A 20,040-nucleotide genomic window follows, 5' to 3' on the forward strand; every position below is an offset into this window, starting at 1 on the left:
GTGAATTATTTATATCGGGTTGTTCTTTTGATTTCAAAAAGGAGTCCGATATGTCAATGCAAATGCGCTCAAACGCTGAGCTTCTCGCCATGCTGGTGGGGAAAAGAAAAGCCGATAAGCTATTTCGCAACACACTGGTTTCACTATTTTTTGCCAGGGAAGGAAGCAATAAATACTCGAAGGAACTGGCCGCTGCCAAGGAGCTAGTTAAACGCTCTCTAAATGAAGAGATACAGCAATTGGATGCTCTCAGTTCACCGGCAAAAGTGGCTGATTACCTGAAGTTAACGCTCATGGGATATGAACATGAAGTTTTTATCACCTTATTCCTTGATGCACAAAACCGCCTCATTGCTACCGAAGAATTGTTTCGTGGCACTTTGACCAATACAGCCGTCTATCCACGGGAAATCGTCAAGCGGGCGCTTTTGCTCAACGCGGGCAATGTTATCTTTGCGCACAATCATCCTTCCGGATTGGCGACACCAAGTCATGCCGACAAAGTGCTGACAGAGACTTTAAAACAAGCATTAGCGCTCATAGACGTGAAAGTGCTCGATCATTTAGTGATCGGAGACGCCGCTGCGGTTAGTTTCGCCGAAAGTGGATGGTTATAAATTAAACCCTGCCATAAACAGCAGGGTTTTTATTTTTTGTGAAAAACAATGGCTATAGAAATTACCAGAGCAGTAATTCACCACATCGTGCCATTTTTTTAGCGCAATCTATTCTAGCTAGGTGCATTACCAACCCATTTCATTTTTTGGAAGAACCAACGCTCGAAATTCTCACCGCCACTTTGGTATCAAAAATAATGACCGTTTTTCCCATATCTATGTAATTGGCCGTACCGGGGCTGGAAAAACTACCTTATTGGAAACTCTGGCTACACAGGATATACAAAATGGCAAGGGCTTATGCGTCATTGATCCACATGGCGATCTGGCTGAAAGATTAGTATTAAGTGTTCCAGAACAGAGGACTAATGACCTTTGTTATGTGAACGTACCCGATATACAACAACCTTATGGCTATAACCCACTAAGAAAGGTACACCCTTCCCGTATACCCTTGGCCGTGTCGGGACTGATGGAAGCTTTCAAAAAACTTTGGGACGAGGCCTGGGGCGTTCGCATGGAGCATATACTTAGAAATACGCTCTATGCCTTGATTGAAGCCGGTGACGCCAAGCTACCCGATATTCTTGGTATGATTGCTGATAAAAACTATCGCGCAACCATCATTCCGAAAGTTAAAAATGAGCAAGTGCGTAGTTTCTGGCTGGAAGAATTCACTGCCTATAATCCCCGCTATCGGCAGGAAATGATCGCTCCTATTCAAAATAAAGTCGGTGCATTTCTGGCCGATCCCAAGCTAAAACGCATCTTTACCGCAGCCCCCGTTAACCTCCAATTTCGATCAATTATGGATGAAGGGAAGATTCTGATTGTGAATCTAGCCAAAGGTCGTCTTGGTGAGGATAGTGCCTCACTGTTTGGTGCGCTACTCGTAACCACTCTTGGTTTAGCGGCTATGAGTCGTGGTGATATGCCGGAGTCAGAGCGCCGCGATTTTTTCATATACATCGATGAATTCCAGAGTTTCACTACGCTTTCCATCGCTAATATGGTTTCGGAGCTGAGAAAGTATCGTATTGGCCTTGTTTTGGCGCACCAACACTTCTATCAATTGGAACCCGATGTTAGGCATGCGGTATTAGCCAATGCCGGTACACTGATAGCGTTTCGGGTGGGGCCAGAAGATGCACCGCTGATTGCTCGGGAATTTGCACCAGTTTTCAACGTCACCGATCTTATCAGTCTACCAAACCACCATATCTACCTAAAACTCATGATCGACGGCGCTCCTAGCCAGCCATTTAGTGCCACCACTTTACATCCCCATGATCTTAATCATTTAAGTTATTAACCCTTCTATCCGCTAATACAAAACGTAGATACTTTAGTTACTTATCTTATTCATGAGAAAAGAGGAGAAATCATATGAAGTTATTGCTACGTCGTAATCAAAAAACCGGCATGCTCGGAAAAATCATCTTTATCATCGCCGTCCGCGCGGAACTATCCGATGAAGAAAAAGCCGATATCAAAAAATACAAACTTGGCGATACTATGCTCTATGAACGCTCCAAAATCGCTGATCCCGGTAGCGGACTTCTTGGCATGGCTTCACGCTTAGCTTTCAGAATGATTAATCTGTCAATCTCAGTTAATGATTTAGAGAAGGGAAAAGAGGTTGAGTGCAAAGATGTGGTGGAAATGCTGGCCGTTGAAGAACAAATAAAAGAAGCCGCCCATACCTTTCGGACAGTCCTTGGAGCCGCTAGTACTTTTGGTGGTGAGGAAATTATCGAGATCAATTAAGTGTCTCAAAACTGGCTTTCCTGGCTCAAACCTTCGCCTAAACAATTAGAACAGGCGGAGATGCTGACTATGTTGCAGCAGTTACAGCAGCATAGTCAGTGGGCATCGCCTCTCAATACCGAAGACAAAGTTAACAACTTTATAATTGATGTCATTGCTGATGCTTGCAGTGAGCATGGCACTCTACCCGGCATACCTTTAGGCGAAGCGCTATTCTACGCCATCAAAACTCTTTTAAAAGATGATTCAATTATCGGAGAGTTACCAACTGAATCAGAAATTTGCCATCTAAGTATTGAAGAAGGTGTGCGTCTCCGAGCCGCTTTTAGACGCTATGAGCGGTTTCTAGCAACCCCAGATCGATTATTAGCTATCTGGCAGGCAAAGCTCATATGGCTTTTTAGAGGTCTGCTTGGATATTTTCCCGAGTCCGCGTTTATTGATGTTAATGAAAATGGACAAGGTGCTGATGATTCCGTTGTTTTCCCCAAAGCTCAGGCTTTTGATCTTTGCGACAACCTTCCGGAAGTCATTCAGCGCATCATCGCGACTTTATTTGATGAGGATGTTGTTGAGGCACAGCTTTTTGCGCCAGAGCGAGACATATTTAACCGGAATTTGTTAAAAGCATCAGGCTATTCACCTGATGCTACCTTTAACCATGATCCCAAAATAATATTACCCACAGAAAGCAAACTTAGAGAACCTGCGGCGTTGGTCGATGCGTATTTAGGCGGTACGCCATTTCAGGAACTGTTATACAGCCCATTACCGTTTGCGATTCCGTTTCCGGCCCGATTTGAACACACGCACATTGTTGGCGGGACTGGGCACGGCAAAACCCAGCTTATGCAATTCTTGATTCATCACGATATTGTGCGCTCACAAGATGATGGACGCTCAATTGTGGTGATTGATAGCCAAGGTGATTTGATCAATACCATTTCAAAGCTTGGTTATTTTAGCAATCCGGCACTAGCCGAACGTTTCGTACTCGTTGATCCAAACGATATTGAGCATCCGGTATGTCTAAACATGTTTGATTTCAATCGGGACAGACTAAGCGGTTATGCACCGGTTGACCGGGAAAAGATTTTAAATGCCACCATTGAGCTTTATGAGTATTTCTTTGGTGCTCTTCTTGGCGCTGAACTTACCCAACGCCAAGGACTAATATTCCGCTACTTGGCCCGGTTATTGATTGAGATTCCCGATGCCAATATTCATACACTCAGGGAATTGATGGAAGATGGGGCAAAATTCCGGCCCTATATGGAGAAACTAACCGGTACGGCCAGAAGTTTCTTTGTCACGCAGTTTTTTGATAAAAAATTTGGTGAGACCAAAAAGCAAATTTTGACCCGTCTTTGGGGTGTGCTATCGAATTCATCCTTGGAGCGGATGTTTTCCCATACTCGCAATCGGATAGACATCTTTGAGCTCCTAAATCAAGGCAAGATTATTCTTATTAATACCGCCAAGGACTTGTTAGGGCAAGACGGTGCAGCCATTTTCGGGAGATTCTTTATTGCCCTGATCGCTCAAGCCTCGATTCAACGGGCCGCCATGCCACCGCATACCCGTCGATCAGCTTTTGTTTATATTGACGAAGCGCAAGACTATTTTGATGACAATATTTCGCATCTGCTTAATCAAGCTAGAAAGTATCGAGTAGGACTGATCTTTGCTCATCAAAACATGGATCAATTAACTGCCAATCTTCGTTCCAGTGTACTGGCTTCCACCACCATTAAATTTGCCGGTGGTTTAAGTGCCAAGGATGCCGGAGTTCTTGATTCTGAATTCCGTACCGATGCCGATTTCTTGCTAGGTATGAAGAAAGGGAAAAATCATACCGAGTTTGCTTGTTATGTGAAGAACTACACTAATAAAGCGCTGACAGTATCGATTCCACTCGGGTTTGTGGAAGATAAACCCAAGATCACAGCCTTTCAGTATGAAGAGCTTTTGGATCGGAATCGTGAGTTATACAGTGAACCGCCACTATTGCCTGAAGAAATAGCGTTTCCTGAGCAGAGCAAACCAGAGTATAAAGGGCTACAACCAGCCAAACCCAAAGAAACAACACCAGAAAAGCCATCACAGCCAGTGGCTACACCAGCTGAGCAAGAAAAATCCGCTTCACATGTACAACAGTCAATTATCACGCCTATTGAATCGGAAGTACCTACTACACCAGAAGCCACCGCTAAAACAACCGCTGCGCCTAAAAAAGCGAAACCCATACCACCAGAGGATATTCCTCAAGCTGGCCGTGGTGGGCGACAACATAAGTATCTGCAACATTTAATCAAGCAATTGGCCGAAGAACGCGGATTCCGTGCCACTATTGAAGAAACCATATTGGATGGCGCTGGACGGGTCGATGTATCGCTTATTCGTGAGAAAATACGAGTAGCTTGCCAAGTTTCGGTCACCACTACCAAAGATTGGGAACTTGGTGGTATCGAGAAGTGTTTTGCGGCTGGCTATACCGAGGTAGTGCTGGTATCGGGGACGGAACGGCATATCAAGAAATTATCCAAGTTTGTGGAAGAAAACCTTGATCCCAAGGATCAGGGACGTGTCCGGTATATAATTCCTGATGGCGTTATTGAGTTTCTTGATAGTCTTGGGAAATTTACTCCGACTGAACAAGTGGTGCGTGGATACAAAGTACGCACGGTGCAACAGGCTACTGATTCAGAAGATGCGGCTTCGAGGCGGAAAGCAATTTCGGAGGTTATTGCTAGGTCGTTGCAGAAGGAGAGGGAGAAATAAAACTTGGGAAAACAATTAAAATAAACTAAGACATTGAATTCTTCTTCAGTAACATGATAACCAGATACCCCCATGAAGATTAATTTATCGTAAGCAAATTCTTTCGAAAGTTGCTTAAGTAACTCTTAAATAATGCATTTAAATAGGACAGTCACAGCTAAGTGAAACCATTTTACCGTTATACTAAAAATATTTAAAATCAATTAACATTGATAAGTGTTATCAAGTAATTGAAATTTTCTGTTTTTCTTTTTATTATGACAATGTAATTATTTAACTGAAAAAGGGCACTATATGAAAAATCTTTTTGATAGAAATCTTTCGTTAATAGAATCCGAAGTAGGTAATAATCTACTGTTGTATGATACTGTTAAAGAAGTATTCTTTGTACTTAATCCACCAACAAAATTTATATGGCTGTTGTATTCCGAGGAGGATTCAATTACGCCAATCATCCAAATGATCAAAAAGTATTATAAGCACCCTGCAAGAGAAAAAGAAATTATGGATGATGTTATCCAGATGGTAGATGAGCTAAAAAAAAATAAAATCCTTATCCCTGCAGATAATACTAAATCATCTCATTCCCAGTCCTTAAACTTAAGTACTTCTATTGAAGAACAATACAGCAAACCAACCCTAAGAAGTCTTACAAAAGAATGGATGCTGGAGTACCATCCAGACTCATATTACAGGGGTTCCCATTTTAGTGACCTGTGGGATTCTTGAATTGAAAAGCTTTTCTTTTCTCTCTACTCCTGTTAAAAAATTAATTGAACAAGACTATCCTGAATTAAATTATGGAGAATACTTTTCTTCAATTGAATTTGAAGATCGGTCATTGCTGGTAGAAACGAATATTCCAAATTTAATTCCATTACTGAACAAAAGATTCTATTGTGTCTCAAAAACAAAATTATCTTTTTGCCAAGCTTTTGTTAAGATTATTAAATCAAAAGAAAACCTTATTATTGAAACATCTTACAGAAAAACAATTTGTTTATGGAATGAATTATCTATATTTTTTGTAAAAAGAAATTCAACAAATAAAATTATTCAGGCTGGTAGTTTCAATCAGGCAATTGGATCAAGCGACCCCCTTGATGACTCACTTACAGCCGAAATTAACACCCTAATATATTTTTTCATTGAAAGAGAAATTCTTTTAGAAATAAATTACTTATATAGAGATTATCTTTTTTTGCACGCATCATGTGTATATAACGATATGAGTAAGTTAGTCTTTCTGGGGCCGTCCTATTCGGGAAAAACGACACTTGCATCAGCATTTGAATCTCTCGGCTGGCAATTTTTATCTGATGACATCATTGCAATCCACAGAATAACAAAAGAAATTAAATCATTCCCCAAAAAGAAACACTTGCGCGAAGGAACAAGGAATCTTATCAATAATATTCATTTATCCAAAATTGCGAAGAAAGAATATATGAATAAACCAAATACTCGAGGATATTTTTTATGCGGTTATAACCAAGGCCATGACCCGGAAGTAATTCCGGTCACTAACTTGGCTGATACACTTAATCAGATTTCACAGCATTTAATCATTCAAACTAAAATGAATGGTGAAGAGAAATTTAATCAACTTTTTCCAATATTTGATAAATGGGAATTCTTCGAAATTCGAAGCATTTATGGTGACTTAACAAGCACTATTGAAGGCATTATCCAATGAATCCTACCACTCAAGAAAAAATACTTTTAACACCACAGATTAGAAAAGTGGTTGTTAAACTTACCAACAAGTGCAACCTGACTTGCAAACATTGCTATGTTTCAAGTCATCCACATGGAGAACATGGTCTTCAAGTAAATCAAGTTAAAAAAATTATCGATGAAACCTATAGATTGTATGGTTCTTTACTTTTTACACTCAGCGGGGGTGAAGCTCTCGTTAGAAAAGCAGATGTACTAAATCTGCTCAGATATTCAAAAAATTTTCATAAAACAGCTTTATATTCTAATGGAACTTTATTTACTAAAACTGTGAGCGAGCAGATTGCAGCGATAAGCCCAATAGTTCAAATAAGTATTGACGGTGCCTCATCATTTTCTCACGATACCATGAGAGGGTCCGGAGCTTTTGATCGTACCCTTCATGGAATTGAAAATCTACTTACTGCCGGCTTGTCTTCCGAAAACATTCAGATTTTCTCGTCTATTACAAATGAAACGGTTGAAGAAATGAATGAAATTCTTATGCTTGCAGATCGCTTGAGCATCAAGAGAGTGAGATTCGAACCAATTGCAAAAACAGGGAGAGCGAAAGAAACATGGCCAGATTCAGCTTCCCAAGTTTATGAAAACACTACCAAAAAATATCTAACGTATATAAAAAACCAAAAGGAATGGGTTAATGATTGGGTTATGGAAGAAAGAAGAGACCTAAATTTTAATTTGCTTAAAATCTATAGCGATGGAACGGTGATGCCATATGCCTATTACGATGAAGAAGATAAGAAACTGGGCTCATTAGGAAATATTTTTGTCAATGATATTACAGAAATAGTCAATCCAGAAAATTTTACAAAAAAAATCATTGGGAAGTTTATCAGCGTATCAAGTGGCCCCCAGCGAAGCTTGAAAGCTATTCAATTTACAAAACGAGGTTGTAATTTGTTATGGGATGTAATATGAGCTCTTTCCCAACATCTAAATCCAACAAAGAAATAATTGCTACGCTGCATCATCATAGATCAACTCTCTTCTCGTTTGAAAAAGAAGATCGTGTGATTCTCGGGGCAGTGTTCTCTAACTATATGACAGCGCTCAATCGAGCAGCTCAAGTGATACGAAATGTAACCAATATTAAAACTAATCACACCATTCTCCTTAAAAGTCCGATAGATTCTTACCTCATTAAACCTGTATCAGATACTTGTAATTTAAGATGTACTTATTGTTATGAAGGAGAAAAAGTAATTCGCAAGAACGGAAAAATGCCGTTAAGTCTTTTGGAACCATTAACGAAGCAAATCATTGACATATCTCATGATAAAATCACAATTTCATGGCATGGTGGAGAACCCATGCTTAGAGGAATTGACTTCTTTAAGAAAGCTCTTTTCTATCAAAATAAATATAACAAAAAAGACCTCACAATCATCAATTCAATTCAGAGCAATGGCACATTGTTAACGAATGAATGGATCGAATTTATATTACTTCATAACATTAAAATCGGCATTAGTGTTGATGGACCTCTCTTATTACACGACAAATCTAGGATAGATTCAAATAATAAGGGAACCTATAATAAAGTAAAAGAAAGTATAAAAGCACTACAGCAAAGAGGAATAAATCCGGGAATAATATCAGTCATTCAGCCTCATCACATTGGAAATGCAAAATTGTATTTCGAAGGAATTGTAAAATTGGGTATCAGGAACTTAGATGTGCATCCATCTTTCGGATTTCACGGCCCAAGTGACCCTACAACCATTACAGCAAAACAATTTTCTAATTTCATGATTGAATTATTCGAATTGTGGTTAGCTTTTGGCGATCATACTATCAGGATAAGAGCTTTTGATGAATTTTTCAAAGGTTATTTAGGTGAAAAACCCGTTGTTTGTCACAATAATGGTGGTTGTTCAAAAATCTTAGCAATAAATGCAAATGGTGAAGTTATTCCATGCACCAGGCCATTTCATGACAAAGAATATATTTTTGGAAATCTTTATTCAACTTCATTACATGAAATAATACAAAGTAGCAAATGGAAAAATTTTGTTCAAAACGAAATAAGTGGTCAAAATCTCTCATCTGACTGCAAATGGAAAAGTATATGTTATGGAGGATGCCCTCAACATAGATATTCAGACAATCAGCAGGATATTAATTCATCAAACTATTTTTGTAGCTGCAGGAATAAAGATGAGAGCGGTTTCGGTCAATTATGGAGCCATATGCTGTGTAGAACGGATAGCATTATTTCGAATCTTAATGAAAAACACCTCGATTGTTTGGTACAGACCTACGATAATAGATACAATCAAAAAGTAACCCCATAAAAGTGACATTTAATCTTGGTGGAAAATTCGAAATTAACCGAATTGGTTATGGTGCCATGCAGCTCACTGGTAAGGGTGCTTTTGGTGAAATTCAGGATCAGGAAAATGCAATAAACCTTTTACAAACCGCAATCAGCAGTGGAGTAAACTTTATTGATACTGCAGAAGCTTATGGACCTCATACCAATGAAATATTAATCAAAAAAGCACTTTATCCTTATAAGGAAGATTTGGTCATTGCGACGAAAGGTGGTCTCTTCAGACCTGGTCCATTTCAATGGAAATACAATGGCAATCCGGACTTTATCCGGAAAAATATAGAATCCAGTCTAGAAAGGCTTCAGATTGAAAGCATTATTTTATGGCAACTGCATCGAATTGACCCTGAAGTTCCAATTAAAAAAACGCTGGAACCTGTACTTGATGCTGTGAATACGGGAAAGATAAAGTTTGTTGGCTTGTCAGAAGTTTCCATAGATCAATTGAAAGCGGTTGAAGAAATTTTGCCTATTGTTTCAGTTCAAAATCTCTATAATCTCTCGATAAGGAAGTGGGAAGATATGGTTGATTATACAGCCAGCAGAAATATTGCATTTATTCCGTGGCACCCATTACATTCAGGAAAACTTTCCTTATCAGAAAAGATTAGAGATATTGCAATCGCTCACGATGCGACAGTGTACCAAATTGCATTAGCTTGGCTGTTGAAACGGTCCTACAATATTATTCTAATTCCTGGCACGAAATCACTCACACATTTAATTGAGAATTTAAAATCTGCAGACATTAGATTATCAGATTCTGAATTTACTGAAATCTCAAAAGCAATGTATTAAAAAATGTGTTCTCATATAAAAATATCACGAAATACGGGTTGATAAATATACAATAAAAAAAGACCAATTTATTTACCATGTCGCTCATTCCACTGCTTTCTCATAGTTTTATCAATAATATCCTCATTCATACCAAGAAATGAAGCAACGAGTCGCCGGTGATCATTCTTCATGATCGTTCCACCGCCTTCCCAATCCTTTACAGTACAAGGATCAACGCCTAAATTCCTAGCAACTACCCGCTGGCTCCACCCTAATTCTCGGCGCTTGGCAAACAACAATTCCGCAATTGATTTGGGATTCAAGTTAACAGGATCATAACCAAGAAATTTGATCAGGATCGGCGTTTGGCAAAATTTTGGTTCTGAATGCCCATTTTCCCAGTTACCAACGGTGAAGTGAGTAACATTAAATAGCTCTGCTACCTCTGTTTGTTTCATATTAAGAAAAAGCCTTCGTTTAAGAATGTGTTCACCAATTGCTTTTGGTTCAAATTCATAAGGCTTAGGAATTAATGACTTAAGTGAGGTGCGCACATATGGTAAAAAGGCAACGCGTCTATGCCCTTGCGGCTACTTGGGCCATTCCAACGGAAAATGCCATTGCACCCCAGACCAGATTTCCCGCTATCGCGGCAGAATCTCCGGCCCGTTATTGGATCGCATTGATATCCAAATTGAAGTTCCGGCGGTGCCGCAAGAAGAATTGATGCAACGCCGAATTATCGGCGAAAAAAGCAACATAATCAGAGACCGCGTGACGGAATCGCATCAACGACAACTCAGCCGACAGGAAAAAACCAACAACCGCTTGAGTGTTAAGGAAATCGACAAATTCTGTGCACTGGATACTGCTAGCGAAAACCTACTGAAACAGGCAATCAGTCGTTTGAACCTGTCTGCCCGGGCGTATCACCGCATACTGAAAGTCGCGCGAACAATTGCGGATTTGTCGGGTATCGAGAGAATCAATAATCAGCACATTGCGGAAGCGATTCAGTATCGTAGGTTAGATAAACATTAGATTTCATATATCTGATGAATCAACAACGCCAAGACGAAAGATTTTGTACCTTGCATAGATATTTCAAATACTAATAAACAGGATCAATTTTTACTTTGGACTTTTAACAAATCATCTGGTACAACATTTTTGCTTTTTAACTCAAATGCCCCTGTATGAATGCCATTGACTGCATATTCATAAGCACCGGTCCCTAAGTCATACACTTGCAACGGTAGAACGAGCGTATATAGTTTGTCATCTGTAGTGCAGGGAACTTCTATCTCATTTCCCGAGAATTGATTGTAAGATGACACTGTCACTTCAAATCGGAAGCGATATTGCGGCTTATCTGCATATTTTGTCTGTCCTTGATTAACAATCAGTACATTCCCACATGAATAGTTGAAATGTCCGCTTAATTTAAGAAAAACCTGAATTGGCTGCTCGCCCGTCATGACAAGCTCTACCTGCTCTACGATATCTTTATTTAACGGAACTTCCTCAACTTGCATCAATTTGTACGCATCAATATCTGGATCATGCTGCAACCGAATTTTGTGATACCAAGTCCTGTTGAAGTGTTGATCCAACGTAAAGACACCGGCTATCGAAACTATGCCCTCAAGAGTATCGTAATAATTTCCCGGCTCATGTTTTCCCAAAACACTTGTATCTTTATCCCACATTCCGTAATAAATTGGATTACTATGCGCCGAAATTGGATTTAATACCGTTAATCCCAGAATTAAAATAGAAAAGATCGTTTTTCTTGCTTGATGAGTATTCATAGCGATCAATCCAAGTTAGTTTAAGATGATTTAAAATATGCACATATACGCAGAGGCTTTTGCAAAAGTCTCACGCATTGTATATCTCAAAATAGGCCCTTGTCCTTGTTATTTTCTCTCCGTCGCTTACAGAAATGCTGATTTGAAAAATGATATCCCTAGCTAGAGGTAGGGTTTGTTAAAATCCAGGTGTCTATCAGTTCGCGAAGATGATCAGGATGCGTGGCTGGGAGCCAGTGATCGGAGTCAATGGTAACAAACTCCACTTGTGGCAATGTTGCAAGCGCAATTTGCGTACGCCTTACATCGGTGATGCTTCGCCCGCGTGATTGAATCACCAGGCAAGGGCAATGCACAGCAGTTACCGGCAGGGGTTGCATAAGTTCAATGAGATTACTGAGGTACTGGACTGTCGGCATCGTCTTGATGTCAAGCCAAGGTGAACCGTAATCCGTCAGTATTTCTTTTAGTTGCGCGTGGCTGGCTTCATGAAGGCGACGATCCAATAGCTGCAGGTCCAGAGTTTCGAGCTGGCGCCGATAAAGTCCGAGGCGATTGAGTAATTTAATCAATCCCAGAGCAAGATGCAGTACCGGCAAAAGCCGCCGCAGCCAGACAAGGATGCCAGTTACCGCCTCTCGATCCATGGGTTCGATGAGCACCAATCCAGCACACCTATCGGGAAAGCGCGATGCGAAGCCAAGCGCAATGTTGGCGCCCAAACAATGGCCCACAACGAAAGCTTGCGTCTGCTGCTCGTGATCCAGCATGCTGGCAATATCTTGACTCCAGTCCTTGATACGTGCCGCTCCTCGCCAAATGGATTTTCCGTGTCCGCGCAGATCTGGACGGAGCACAAGCCGATCGTTAGTCAAGCGGCTATGCTTAACGAAATGCCACCAACGCGTAGAGTTGCTTGCAGCACCATGCAGCAGTACGATGGGCGTATTCCGTTCACTTTGTACCGGTGTCCATCGCCGGTATGTGAGTTCAACGCTATCTTCACCCTGGAAATATTGTTTCTCATCCATCTACAAACGCCCGCTTTTTTCCAAACGCCGCTTGACCATCCAGTGGTAGAGTGACGACAGCAATGGGCGAATCACGGGCAGACCGATGAACCAAGCCAGCGGTTTTAGCAAGAATACCCGGGACATCAACACAATGTAAGCATCCAGTTCGGAAACTATCTCCCGGCGTTCATCACGAACATGCAACTGAGTCAGTGCCAGACGAGGATCAATACCGATGTCACGCAAATGTTCGTCTTGCCCAGTGATATCAAACCAGCATACATCTTCCCCATTTTTTCCTGCCAGCTTTTCATAGTTTTCTCGATCCTTAATACAACTAGGGCATGCGCCATCATAATAGACGGTGATCTTTTCTTTTCCTTCACGCATCATTAATCCCCCTTGATTAGATACCAAAACAGCAAGGATTTCGAGATCAGGCCTTACATCTCACACCCTTCTATATTGCAATGACCCAAGCAATGTGGCTGGCAAAAATAAACAATGCGAGTGCCAAATGTTTAGGTCTGCAACGGGTACTTCATTGTGTGATTATTATGTCTTACGTAATTGCGTTGTGCTGGGCAGAAAAACCCAGCACAACGGCATTTGATCTGACTTCAGATATCGATTTGTTACCTAATTCCTACAATCTATTTGTCATCAGATCATAATAATAAACTGGCTTTCCTTTTCACTGACTTGAGCCTTAGTCATCATTGCTACCCTCTTCTTCTAGCAACTGCCCCCGAATCACACCTGCAGGGAAAGCTGTACTATGCACATTCGCGTAGATTTTTCCGCCTCGCATTGCAAAAGCCAGAGAAGCAATATTATTGAGCGGCACACCGCATACTTCAATAGCCTCAGGTGTTTCAGGCGATACGATATCGCTGTTATCCAAGGCAACTTCAACTGAACCTTCGCCCACATCCACTGGCGGATCTACAGGACCGAAAAGAAAAGCCACGACTGGCCCGTTCACCCCCGCAGATGCGCAGTGAAAGTGTGCCTGCGTTATTCCAGAACCGTTACGAACAGTAAGGCGAAACTGTGCTTTGGTTAGCGCCGAATCAAATTCAACTTCAATTGCGCCGGTAGTATCAGCAACAACTCCGCCTGCGGGAGTGGTAACCTCTTGCGCGCCACTTAAGCCTGCCTTAAATTTTAATTCATTTGCAGCATATGCAGAAACAGAACTCAGTCCAAAAAACAAAATTATTAATAACAACAGGTTAATATACAGTTTATTCATGATTTATTCTCCTTATAGAATAACCACCTTGTAAAATAGTGATATTTCTAATTTAAAACTCAAGGCGGCATTCAGGTTCAAAATTAAGAATCCTTGTGCTTGCGAAGAACAACGCCAAACCCACTTCGGCGCAAATATAGTATGGTGAATTCAAGCACCAACCGCAATAGTTATTATTTAGTAGTAAACTTGTGACTCCCCGTGGTCTCGCTACGAGGCTGTTTATTAATTTAAAGTTATGACTCCATGAGCAACGTTGTTCTTGTTTTACTATGTAAGCGACCGGCTCTCGGCATAGGGAAACAAAGATTGGCTGCAAGTCTAGGTATGGAATTGGCGCAGCAGATTGCTGATGCTTTGTTGGCATGTGCGCTGGAAGACACGTGTAATTGGCCTGGTTCGGTGATCATTGCGCCCGCCAATCAAGAAGATATGGAATGGGCGCAAGCCTTGCCAGTGCCAACGAATTTTCCGGCAACCGCTTTGCCGCAGGTGGCAGGCAATTTGGGACAGCGGCTCAATGCGCTAGATCAGGCATTGCGTGCGCAAGGCATGGAACAATTGGTATTTATCGGCAGTGACGCACCGGGGTTGACCTCAGTTGATTACGAGGCGACCTGTGCTGCATTGCGATATCATGATGTTGTGTTAATTCCAGCCCTCGATGGTGGTGTCGTGCTTATGGCTAATCGATGTGCATGGCCGGACTTGGCTGCCTTGCCGTGGAGCAGCAATCGCTTAGGCCTCTCTTTGATGGATATTTGCCGCAATGCCGGACAATCCGTGATGACGATAAAACAAGGGTGTGATGTCGATGAGTTGAAAGATTTGTTAGCGTTGACTGGTTTGCTGCGACAGGATAAACGACCCGCGCGTCGTGCATTGCTGGAGCTTGTTGATAAGATCACTTCATCTACAAAAATACCTTATGGTTAAGTGTAGTGTCATTATCCCTTGCTATTATGATAATGAAAATTTAGCACGTTTAACGGAGCAGTTGCAGCAATTACCGAATAACCCGTGTGAAATCATTGTCGTTGATGCTGCCAATAGCACCCGCTGCTTAGATATTTGTAAACAGTTCGGGGTACAGCGGTTGGTGAGTGAGCCTTGCCGTGGGCAGCAATTGCGTCAAGGCGCAATACAGGCCAAAGGCGACGTTTTGTGGTTTCTACACGCGGATGCGCAACTCTCCACCGATCCGGTGGCAGCGATATCAAGTGCGTTAGCACGAGGTGCAATTGGTGGTTATTTTCGTTTCCGCTTTGCCAAGCCGCGTGCTTGGCAAGCTTTTATTTTGGAACCGGCGATAGCCCTGCGATGCCGTTTCGGTGTTCCCTATGGTGATCAAGGGATTTTTATCAAACGCTTAGTTTATCAACAAATAGGCGGGCATGCGCCGTGGCCGCTGTTTGAGGAAGTGCCTTTAGTGCAATCCGCTCGCCGTTGTGGTAAATTTTTAGCACTATCCGAACCTGTTTTTGTCGATACGCGTCGTTGGCGGCGTGATGGTTGGTGGCGGCGTACTTGGTATAATCGCAAATTGGCCTGGAATTTTATGCGTGGCGTTACGCCACAGGAACTCGCTGAAAAATACCATTCTAAAATTGGCTCGTAAATGACATAATAATGCAAATCATCCTATGTGAAGGAATATCATGCAAGAGATTGTGCAAAAATATTATGGTGAAACCCTTACGGGAACTCAGGATTTATTGACCGATGCGTGTTGCACAGACACAGGACTACCGCATTTTATCAAGCCGCTGCTGAGTCGAGTGCATGCGGAAGTGCGAGCACGTTATTACGGCTGCGGTTTGGTTTTGCCTGAATTACTGGAGGGACTAGCCATTCTGGATCTAGGGTGCGGTGCGGGGAGAGATGTGTATGTGCTATCGCAATTAGTCGGGGAGAAAGGACAAATTATCGGCGTGGATATGACTGAGGAGCAACTGGCAGTTGCCCGTCAGCATGAAAAATACCACCAGCAAGCCTTCGGCTACAAACGCAGCAATGTGCGCTTTCTGCACGGCTATATCGAACGGTTGCACGAGCTTGAATTGGCGGATGCCAGCGTGGATTTAATCGTATCGAATTGCGTCATTAATCTGGCGTCAGATAAGGCGGCGGTATTGCGTGAAGCTTTCCGTACATTGAAACCTGGAGGGGAATTGTATTTCTCCGATGTCTACAGCGATCGGCGTATTCCAGCGGAATTGACGCATGATCCGGTACTGTATGGCGAATGCTTAAGCGGCGCGCTGTATTGGAATGACTTTTTGCAACTGGCGCGCAAGAATGGTTTTGCCGATCCGCGTTTGGTCGACGACCGGCCAATTGGCATTAACAACTCTGAGTTATCCGACAAAACGGGGAATATTCGTTTTTATTCGGCAACTTATCGGCTGTTTAAATTGCACGACCTGGAGCTGGCTTGTGAGGATCATGGACAATCGGTGGTATATCGAGGCACGATTCCTCATCATCCTCATGCATTTCGGTTGGATAAGCATCATTTTATTGAAGCTGGCAGGCAGTTTCCAGTGTGTGGGAATACCTGGCGTATGCTGCATGACACGCGATTCAGAGAGCACTTCGATTTTTATGGTAACTTTGGTCAGCATTTCGGCATTTTTCCCGGTTGTGGCATGGGCATTCCGTTTGCAGATGCAACCACTGGCGGACAGACCAACGGATGCTGTTGAACATGAATGCCACTGTTTTACCAACATCTGAAAAGCCTCGTACTCGTCGCTCCAAATCATGGTATGTCACACACGACGACAAGCCGCATGGTTTTATCCGTTCGCATGCTTTGGAGGAATTATGGTTTCACACCGGCACCGCGTGTAATTTAGCTTGCCCCTTCTGTCTGGAAGGATCAAAACCTGGTGATGATCGTCTGCAACTGATGCGTTTCGATGATGCTAAACCATACATCGACGAAGCGATGGTTCTGGGAGTTAAGCAATTTTCTTTTACCGGTGGGGAGCCTTTTGTTAATAAAGACATAGTGCATATTCTCGATTATGCATTGCAGCATCGTCCCTGCATGGTGCTGACTAACGCCACGGAACCACTGATCAAGCGTTTGTCGCAATTGGAGTCAGTGCGTGAACGTCCCCATGCTGTGCATTTCCGGGTTAGCCTAGATCATTTCCTGGCGGATGAGCATGATCGAGCCCGTGGTGAAGGGATGTTTTCGATGGCGCTGGATGGTTTATGTGCTTTGAATGAGTTGGGATTCAGTGTATCCGTGGCAAATCAGAAAATTGCTGATTTATCGGCAAGTAAAGTATCTAAGTGCTTCGCGGAGGTTTTTCGCGGCGCAGGTTTACCAGAAAATTTACCGCGGATTGAGTTTCCTGAATTTTATCCGCCTAATAGTACCGTTCCTGCACCCCAGATTACACAAAGTTGTATGGTGGATTATCAAACCGAATCGACCCGGCGTGAATTCATGTGCGCTTTTAGCCGTATGGTGGTTAAGAATGCCGGTGAATGCAAGGTTTATGCGTGCACACTGGTCGATGACGATCCCGATTATGTATTAGGGCGAACTCTAACTGAGAGTCTGCAAGAGCCGGTGAGTATGAAACACCATCGTTGTTACAGTTGTTTTCAGTTTGGTGCCTCGTGCAGCGAAATGAAGCGATAATGATCAAATATCATTGATTGTTTGGATTGTTTTTTAGTTTTGACCTGCAGTGTTTTCAATGCCGCAATGAGAATAACATCAAGTGCCTAGGAAATGAGTCAGTGGATATCAGAAGGTATCAATCATCATGGCGTTTGAGTGCGTTCAATATGGCAGTGCCTGAAAATGGCCTGGCATCATACTGATACAAACTGATGACTAAAGATCAGCATATCCCACTGTAAGATTGACTCCAGCCAGAAACGAATCTGCCGACTATAATGAAGCTATTACAATCTAGAGGTGACAGACTATGGCATACTCTACCAAAGAAACCAATAAAGTAAGTCATAATTCAGTGACAAAGAATGAACAACTACTAACGATAATCGAGCGCGTCACTTGTGCTCTCAGAACTTTGAGCGCCGGCAATCATACTTTATTGCATGCCTCAGACGAGCAAGAATTGCTGCATGACATGTGCCAAGTTATCGTGGAAAAGGGTGGTTATCGCATGGCTGGCGTCGCATATGCCGAACACAACAAAGAAAAGAGTCTTCACTGGATGGCAAGTATTGGAGTAGATAAAGAATTTGTGGAGGCGTCACAATACACTTGGGCCGACACAGAAATGGGACTCTCCGCTACAGCTACTGCGATTCGCACAGGCCAGCCCTGTGTGGGCAGGAGCATCCTCACTGATCCTGTCTACGCTGTCCCCGCTTATGCTCCCCTTCGCGAAAATGCAATCAAGGTCGGATATGCTACAGTTACCGCTTTTCCCTTGCGCGTTAATGAGCAAGTGCTTGGTGCCTTGGTTATGGGTGCGATCGAACCTGATGCGTTCGATGAAGAAGAAGTCAAATTACTCAGCGAATTGGCCGATGACCTGGCTTATGGCATCGCCAATCTGCGCATACGCATTGAGCATCAGACAGCCCAAGCTACCATTGCACGTCTGGCTTATTATGATTCCTTGACTGAATTACCCAACCGCACCTTCATGCTTGAGCGCTTGCAAGATGCCATTCAAACTGCAAAACGTAACCACCACCCTCTTGCTCTCTTGCATATGAGTATTGTCCGGCTACGTGGCGTCAATCAAATCCTGGGTTATGGTTCGGGAGATCAATTGCTGCAAAAACTGGCTCAGCGTCTGAAGCGCAGCCTGGAAACTGGTGATTTTCTGGCGCGAGTCGGAGAAGGCGAGTTTGCTTTGCTCTTGCCCAGCGGAGGATCTGATGATGCTATTCAAGCTGCACAGCGGCTGGCTAATGTCTTGCACGACTCCGTGGAAGTGGCGGGTCTAATGGTCGATCCGCGCGTCAGCATAGGCATTGCCCTCTATCCAGTTCACGCCATCGAAGCGGATATCTTGTTGCGGCGTGCCAATGCGGCTACAAATGATGTCTGTCCTGCTCGAGGCGGCTACGCCATATATACAGGAGGACAGGAACAAGAATGTACCCGACGTCTTTCCTTGATGGGGGATTTTCGTCAAGCGATTGAACGAAAAGAGTTATTGCTCTATTGCCAGCCCAAGGTCGACATTGTGTCGCGACGGGTGTGTGGAGCAGAGGCTTTGGTGCGCTGGCAGCACCCTGTGCACGGCATGCTTGCAACCACGGAATTCATCAAGCTCGCTGAAAATGCCGGTTTAATTACTCCTCTAACGCATTGGATGCTCGACGCAGTTTTTAGTCAAAGCTATGCCTGGCACGAGATAGGGTTGGAGCAGGCCTTATCGGTAAATTTGTCCGCGCATGATTTGTATGATCCTATGCTCATTGACCGTATCAAAGGTTTGTTTTCCACTTGGCATATTAGTCCGGAGCTGATTCAATTTGAATTGACCGAGAGCACCTTAATGGAAGAGCCATCAATCGCATTAGAGACATTAACCAAGCTCAAGAAACTCGGGACCCGATTATTCATTGACGACTTTGGCACGGGATATTCGAGCTTGAGTTATTTGCAAAAACTGCCTGTAGACTCAATCAAGATTGATCAGTCGTTTGTCATGCCCATGGAAGCAAATAATGATTCAGCTGTGATTGTGCATTCGACCATTGAACTTGGACATAATCTGGATTTGGAAGTGGTGGCGGAAGGAGTGGATAGCCAAGCTGTGTGGGATCTCCTGGCAACATTGGAATGCGATGTGGCGCAAGGTTATCTGATCAGCATGCCGATGCCAGCAGAGGAATTCAGCAATTGGGAAAGCGAATGGGTGCGGGTGCCAGTGTAAGGATACGGTGCATATTTGTCCATAAGGTATTGTCAAGTTGAGTAAATTTGGGCACGACT

Annotated in this window: 19 protein-coding genes and 1 pseudogene; 15 read left to right on the forward strand and 5 right to left on the reverse strand. The window is 42.8% G+C overall.

Features of this window, described 5'->3' with window-relative positions; all coding sequences use genetic code 11:
• Positions 1 to 50 precede the first annotated feature (50 nt).
• The 9 genes from radC to Q0C11_RS01085 all read left to right on the forward strand — a co-directional run bounded on the left by radC (position 51) and on the right by Q0C11_RS01085 (position 10,035).
• Positions 51 to 617, forward strand: a complete 567-nt coding sequence (radC, locus tag Q0C11_RS01045) for a DNA repair protein RadC (RefSeq protein WP_293004963.1) — start codon at positions 51 to 53, stop codon at positions 615 to 617.
• 121 nt (positions 618 to 738) lie between these two features.
• Positions 739 to 1,929, forward strand: coding sequence for a DUF87 domain-containing protein (locus Q0C11_RS01050; protein ID WP_293004965.1), 1,191 nt, complete (start codon positions 739 to 741; stop codon positions 1,927 to 1,929).
• 74 nt (positions 1,930 to 2,003) lie between these two features.
• Positions 2,004 to 2,384 carry a hypothetical protein gene (locus Q0C11_RS01055; RefSeq protein WP_293004967.1) on the forward strand — a complete coding sequence of 127 codons (381 nt, stop codon included), beginning with the start codon at positions 2,004 to 2,006 and terminating at the stop codon, positions 2,382 to 2,384.
• Complete coding sequence (locus tag Q0C11_RS01060; protein ID WP_293004969.1) at positions 2,385 to 5,165, forward strand: type IV secretion system DNA-binding domain-containing protein; 2,781 nt, start codon at positions 2,385 to 2,387, stop codon at positions 5,163 to 5,165. It begins immediately after the preceding gene.
• Between the two features lie 294 nt (positions 5,166 to 5,459).
• On the forward strand, positions 5,460 to 5,894 hold the full coding sequence (locus tag Q0C11_RS01065; RefSeq protein WP_293004971.1) for a PqqD family protein: 435 nt from the start codon (positions 5,460 to 5,462) through the stop codon (positions 5,892 to 5,894).
• 1 nt (position 5,895) lies between these two features.
• Positions 5,896 to 6,861, forward strand: a complete 966-nt coding sequence (locus tag Q0C11_RS01070) for a hypothetical protein (protein WP_293004973.1) — start codon at positions 5,896 to 5,898, stop codon at positions 6,859 to 6,861.
• Positions 6,858 to 7,823 carry a radical SAM/SPASM domain-containing protein gene (locus Q0C11_RS01075; RefSeq protein ID WP_293004975.1) on the forward strand — a complete coding sequence of 322 codons (966 nt, stop codon included), beginning with the start codon at positions 6,858 to 6,860 and terminating at the stop codon, positions 7,821 to 7,823. Before Q0C11_RS01070 ends, Q0C11_RS01075 begins: the two co-directional genes overlap by 4 nt.
• The gene (locus Q0C11_RS01080) at positions 7,820 to 9,199 is read left to right on the forward strand and encodes a radical SAM protein (RefSeq protein WP_293004977.1); all 1,380 of its coding nucleotides are present in this window, start codon (positions 7,820 to 7,822) and stop codon (positions 9,197 to 9,199) included. Before Q0C11_RS01075 ends, Q0C11_RS01080 begins: the two co-directional genes overlap by 4 nt.
• A gap of 2 nt (positions 9,200 to 9,201) precedes the next feature.
• Entirely contained in the window at positions 9,202 to 10,035 is an 834-nt protein-coding gene (locus Q0C11_RS01085) for an aldo/keto reductase (protein ID WP_293004979.1), read from the forward strand.
• 68 nt (positions 10,036 to 10,103) lie between these two features.
• Here Q0C11_RS01085 and Q0C11_RS01090 read toward each other — a convergent pair whose 3' ends face one another.
• Positions 10,104 to 10,475: a helix-turn-helix transcriptional regulator gene (locus Q0C11_RS01090; RefSeq protein ID WP_293004981.1), complete on the reverse strand. Its 372-nt coding sequence runs from the start codon at positions 10,473 to 10,475 to the stop codon at positions 10,104 to 10,106.
• Between the two features lie 121 nt (positions 10,476 to 10,596).
• Between Q0C11_RS01090 and Q0C11_RS01095 the strand changes: the two are divergent.
• Positions 10,597 to 11,058 (forward strand): annotated as a pseudogene (locus Q0C11_RS01095) (ATP-binding protein); the annotation flags it as partial.
• 83 nt (positions 11,059 to 11,141) lie between these two features.
• Here Q0C11_RS01095 and Q0C11_RS01100 read toward each other — a convergent pair.
• The 4 genes from Q0C11_RS01100 to Q0C11_RS01115 form a co-directional block, all read right to left on the reverse strand.
• The gene (locus Q0C11_RS01100) at positions 11,142 to 11,828 is read right to left on the reverse strand and encodes a hypothetical protein (RefSeq protein WP_293004983.1); all 687 of its coding nucleotides are present in this window, start codon (positions 11,826 to 11,828) and stop codon (positions 11,142 to 11,144) included.
• A gap of 158 nt (positions 11,829 to 11,986) precedes the next feature.
• On the reverse strand, positions 11,987 to 12,859 hold the full coding sequence (locus tag Q0C11_RS01105) for an alpha/beta hydrolase (RefSeq protein ID WP_293004985.1): 873 nt from the start codon (positions 12,857 to 12,859) through the stop codon (positions 11,987 to 11,989).
• Entirely contained in the window at positions 12,860 to 13,234 is a 375-nt protein-coding gene (locus Q0C11_RS01110; RefSeq protein ID WP_293004987.1) for a thiol-disulfide oxidoreductase DCC family protein, read from the reverse strand. It abuts the gene before it with no gap.
• 316 nt (positions 13,235 to 13,550) lie between these two features.
• Positions 13,551 to 14,096 (reverse strand): CHRD domain-containing protein, encoded by a 546-nt coding sequence (locus Q0C11_RS01115; protein WP_293004989.1) that lies wholly within the window; start codon positions 14,094 to 14,096, stop codon positions 13,551 to 13,553.
• A 309-nt stretch (positions 14,097 to 14,405) separates the two neighbouring features.
• Between Q0C11_RS01115 and Q0C11_RS01120 the strand changes: the two genes are divergently transcribed.
• From Q0C11_RS01120 to Q0C11_RS01140, 5 genes are all read left to right on the forward strand, one after another.
• On the forward strand, positions 14,406 to 15,032 hold the full coding sequence (locus Q0C11_RS01120) for a DUF2064 domain-containing protein (RefSeq protein ID WP_293004991.1): 627 nt from the start codon (positions 14,406 to 14,408) through the stop codon (positions 15,030 to 15,032).
• Positions 15,025 to 15,714, forward strand: coding sequence for a TIGR04283 family arsenosugar biosynthesis glycosyltransferase (locus tag Q0C11_RS01125; RefSeq protein WP_293004993.1), 690 nt, complete (start codon positions 15,025 to 15,027; stop codon positions 15,712 to 15,714). The genes Q0C11_RS01120 and Q0C11_RS01125 overlap by 8 nt, the downstream gene beginning before the upstream one ends.
• Positions 15,715 to 15,754: 40 nt before the next feature.
• Positions 15,755 to 16,801 carry a methyltransferase domain-containing protein gene (locus Q0C11_RS01130; RefSeq protein ID WP_293004995.1) on the forward strand — a complete coding sequence of 349 codons (1,047 nt, stop codon included), beginning with the start codon at positions 15,755 to 15,757 and terminating at the stop codon, positions 16,799 to 16,801.
• Between the two features lie 2 nt (positions 16,802 to 16,803).
• Positions 16,804 to 17,754, forward strand: coding sequence for a radical SAM protein (locus Q0C11_RS01135; RefSeq protein ID WP_293004996.1), 951 nt, complete (start codon positions 16,804 to 16,806; stop codon positions 17,752 to 17,754).
• A gap of 292 nt (positions 17,755 to 18,046) precedes the next feature.
• Positions 18,047 to 19,981 carry a GGDEF domain-containing protein gene (locus Q0C11_RS01140; protein ID WP_293004998.1) on the forward strand — a complete coding sequence of 645 codons (1,935 nt, stop codon included), beginning with the start codon at positions 18,047 to 18,049 and terminating at the stop codon, positions 19,979 to 19,981.
• The last annotated feature ends 59 nt before the right edge of the window (positions 19,982 to 20,040 follow it).

The sequence above is a fragment of the Nitrosomonas sp. genome (assembly GCF_022842015.1).
Lineage (GTDB): Bacteria > Pseudomonadota > Gammaproteobacteria > Burkholderiales > Nitrosomonadaceae > Nitrosomonas.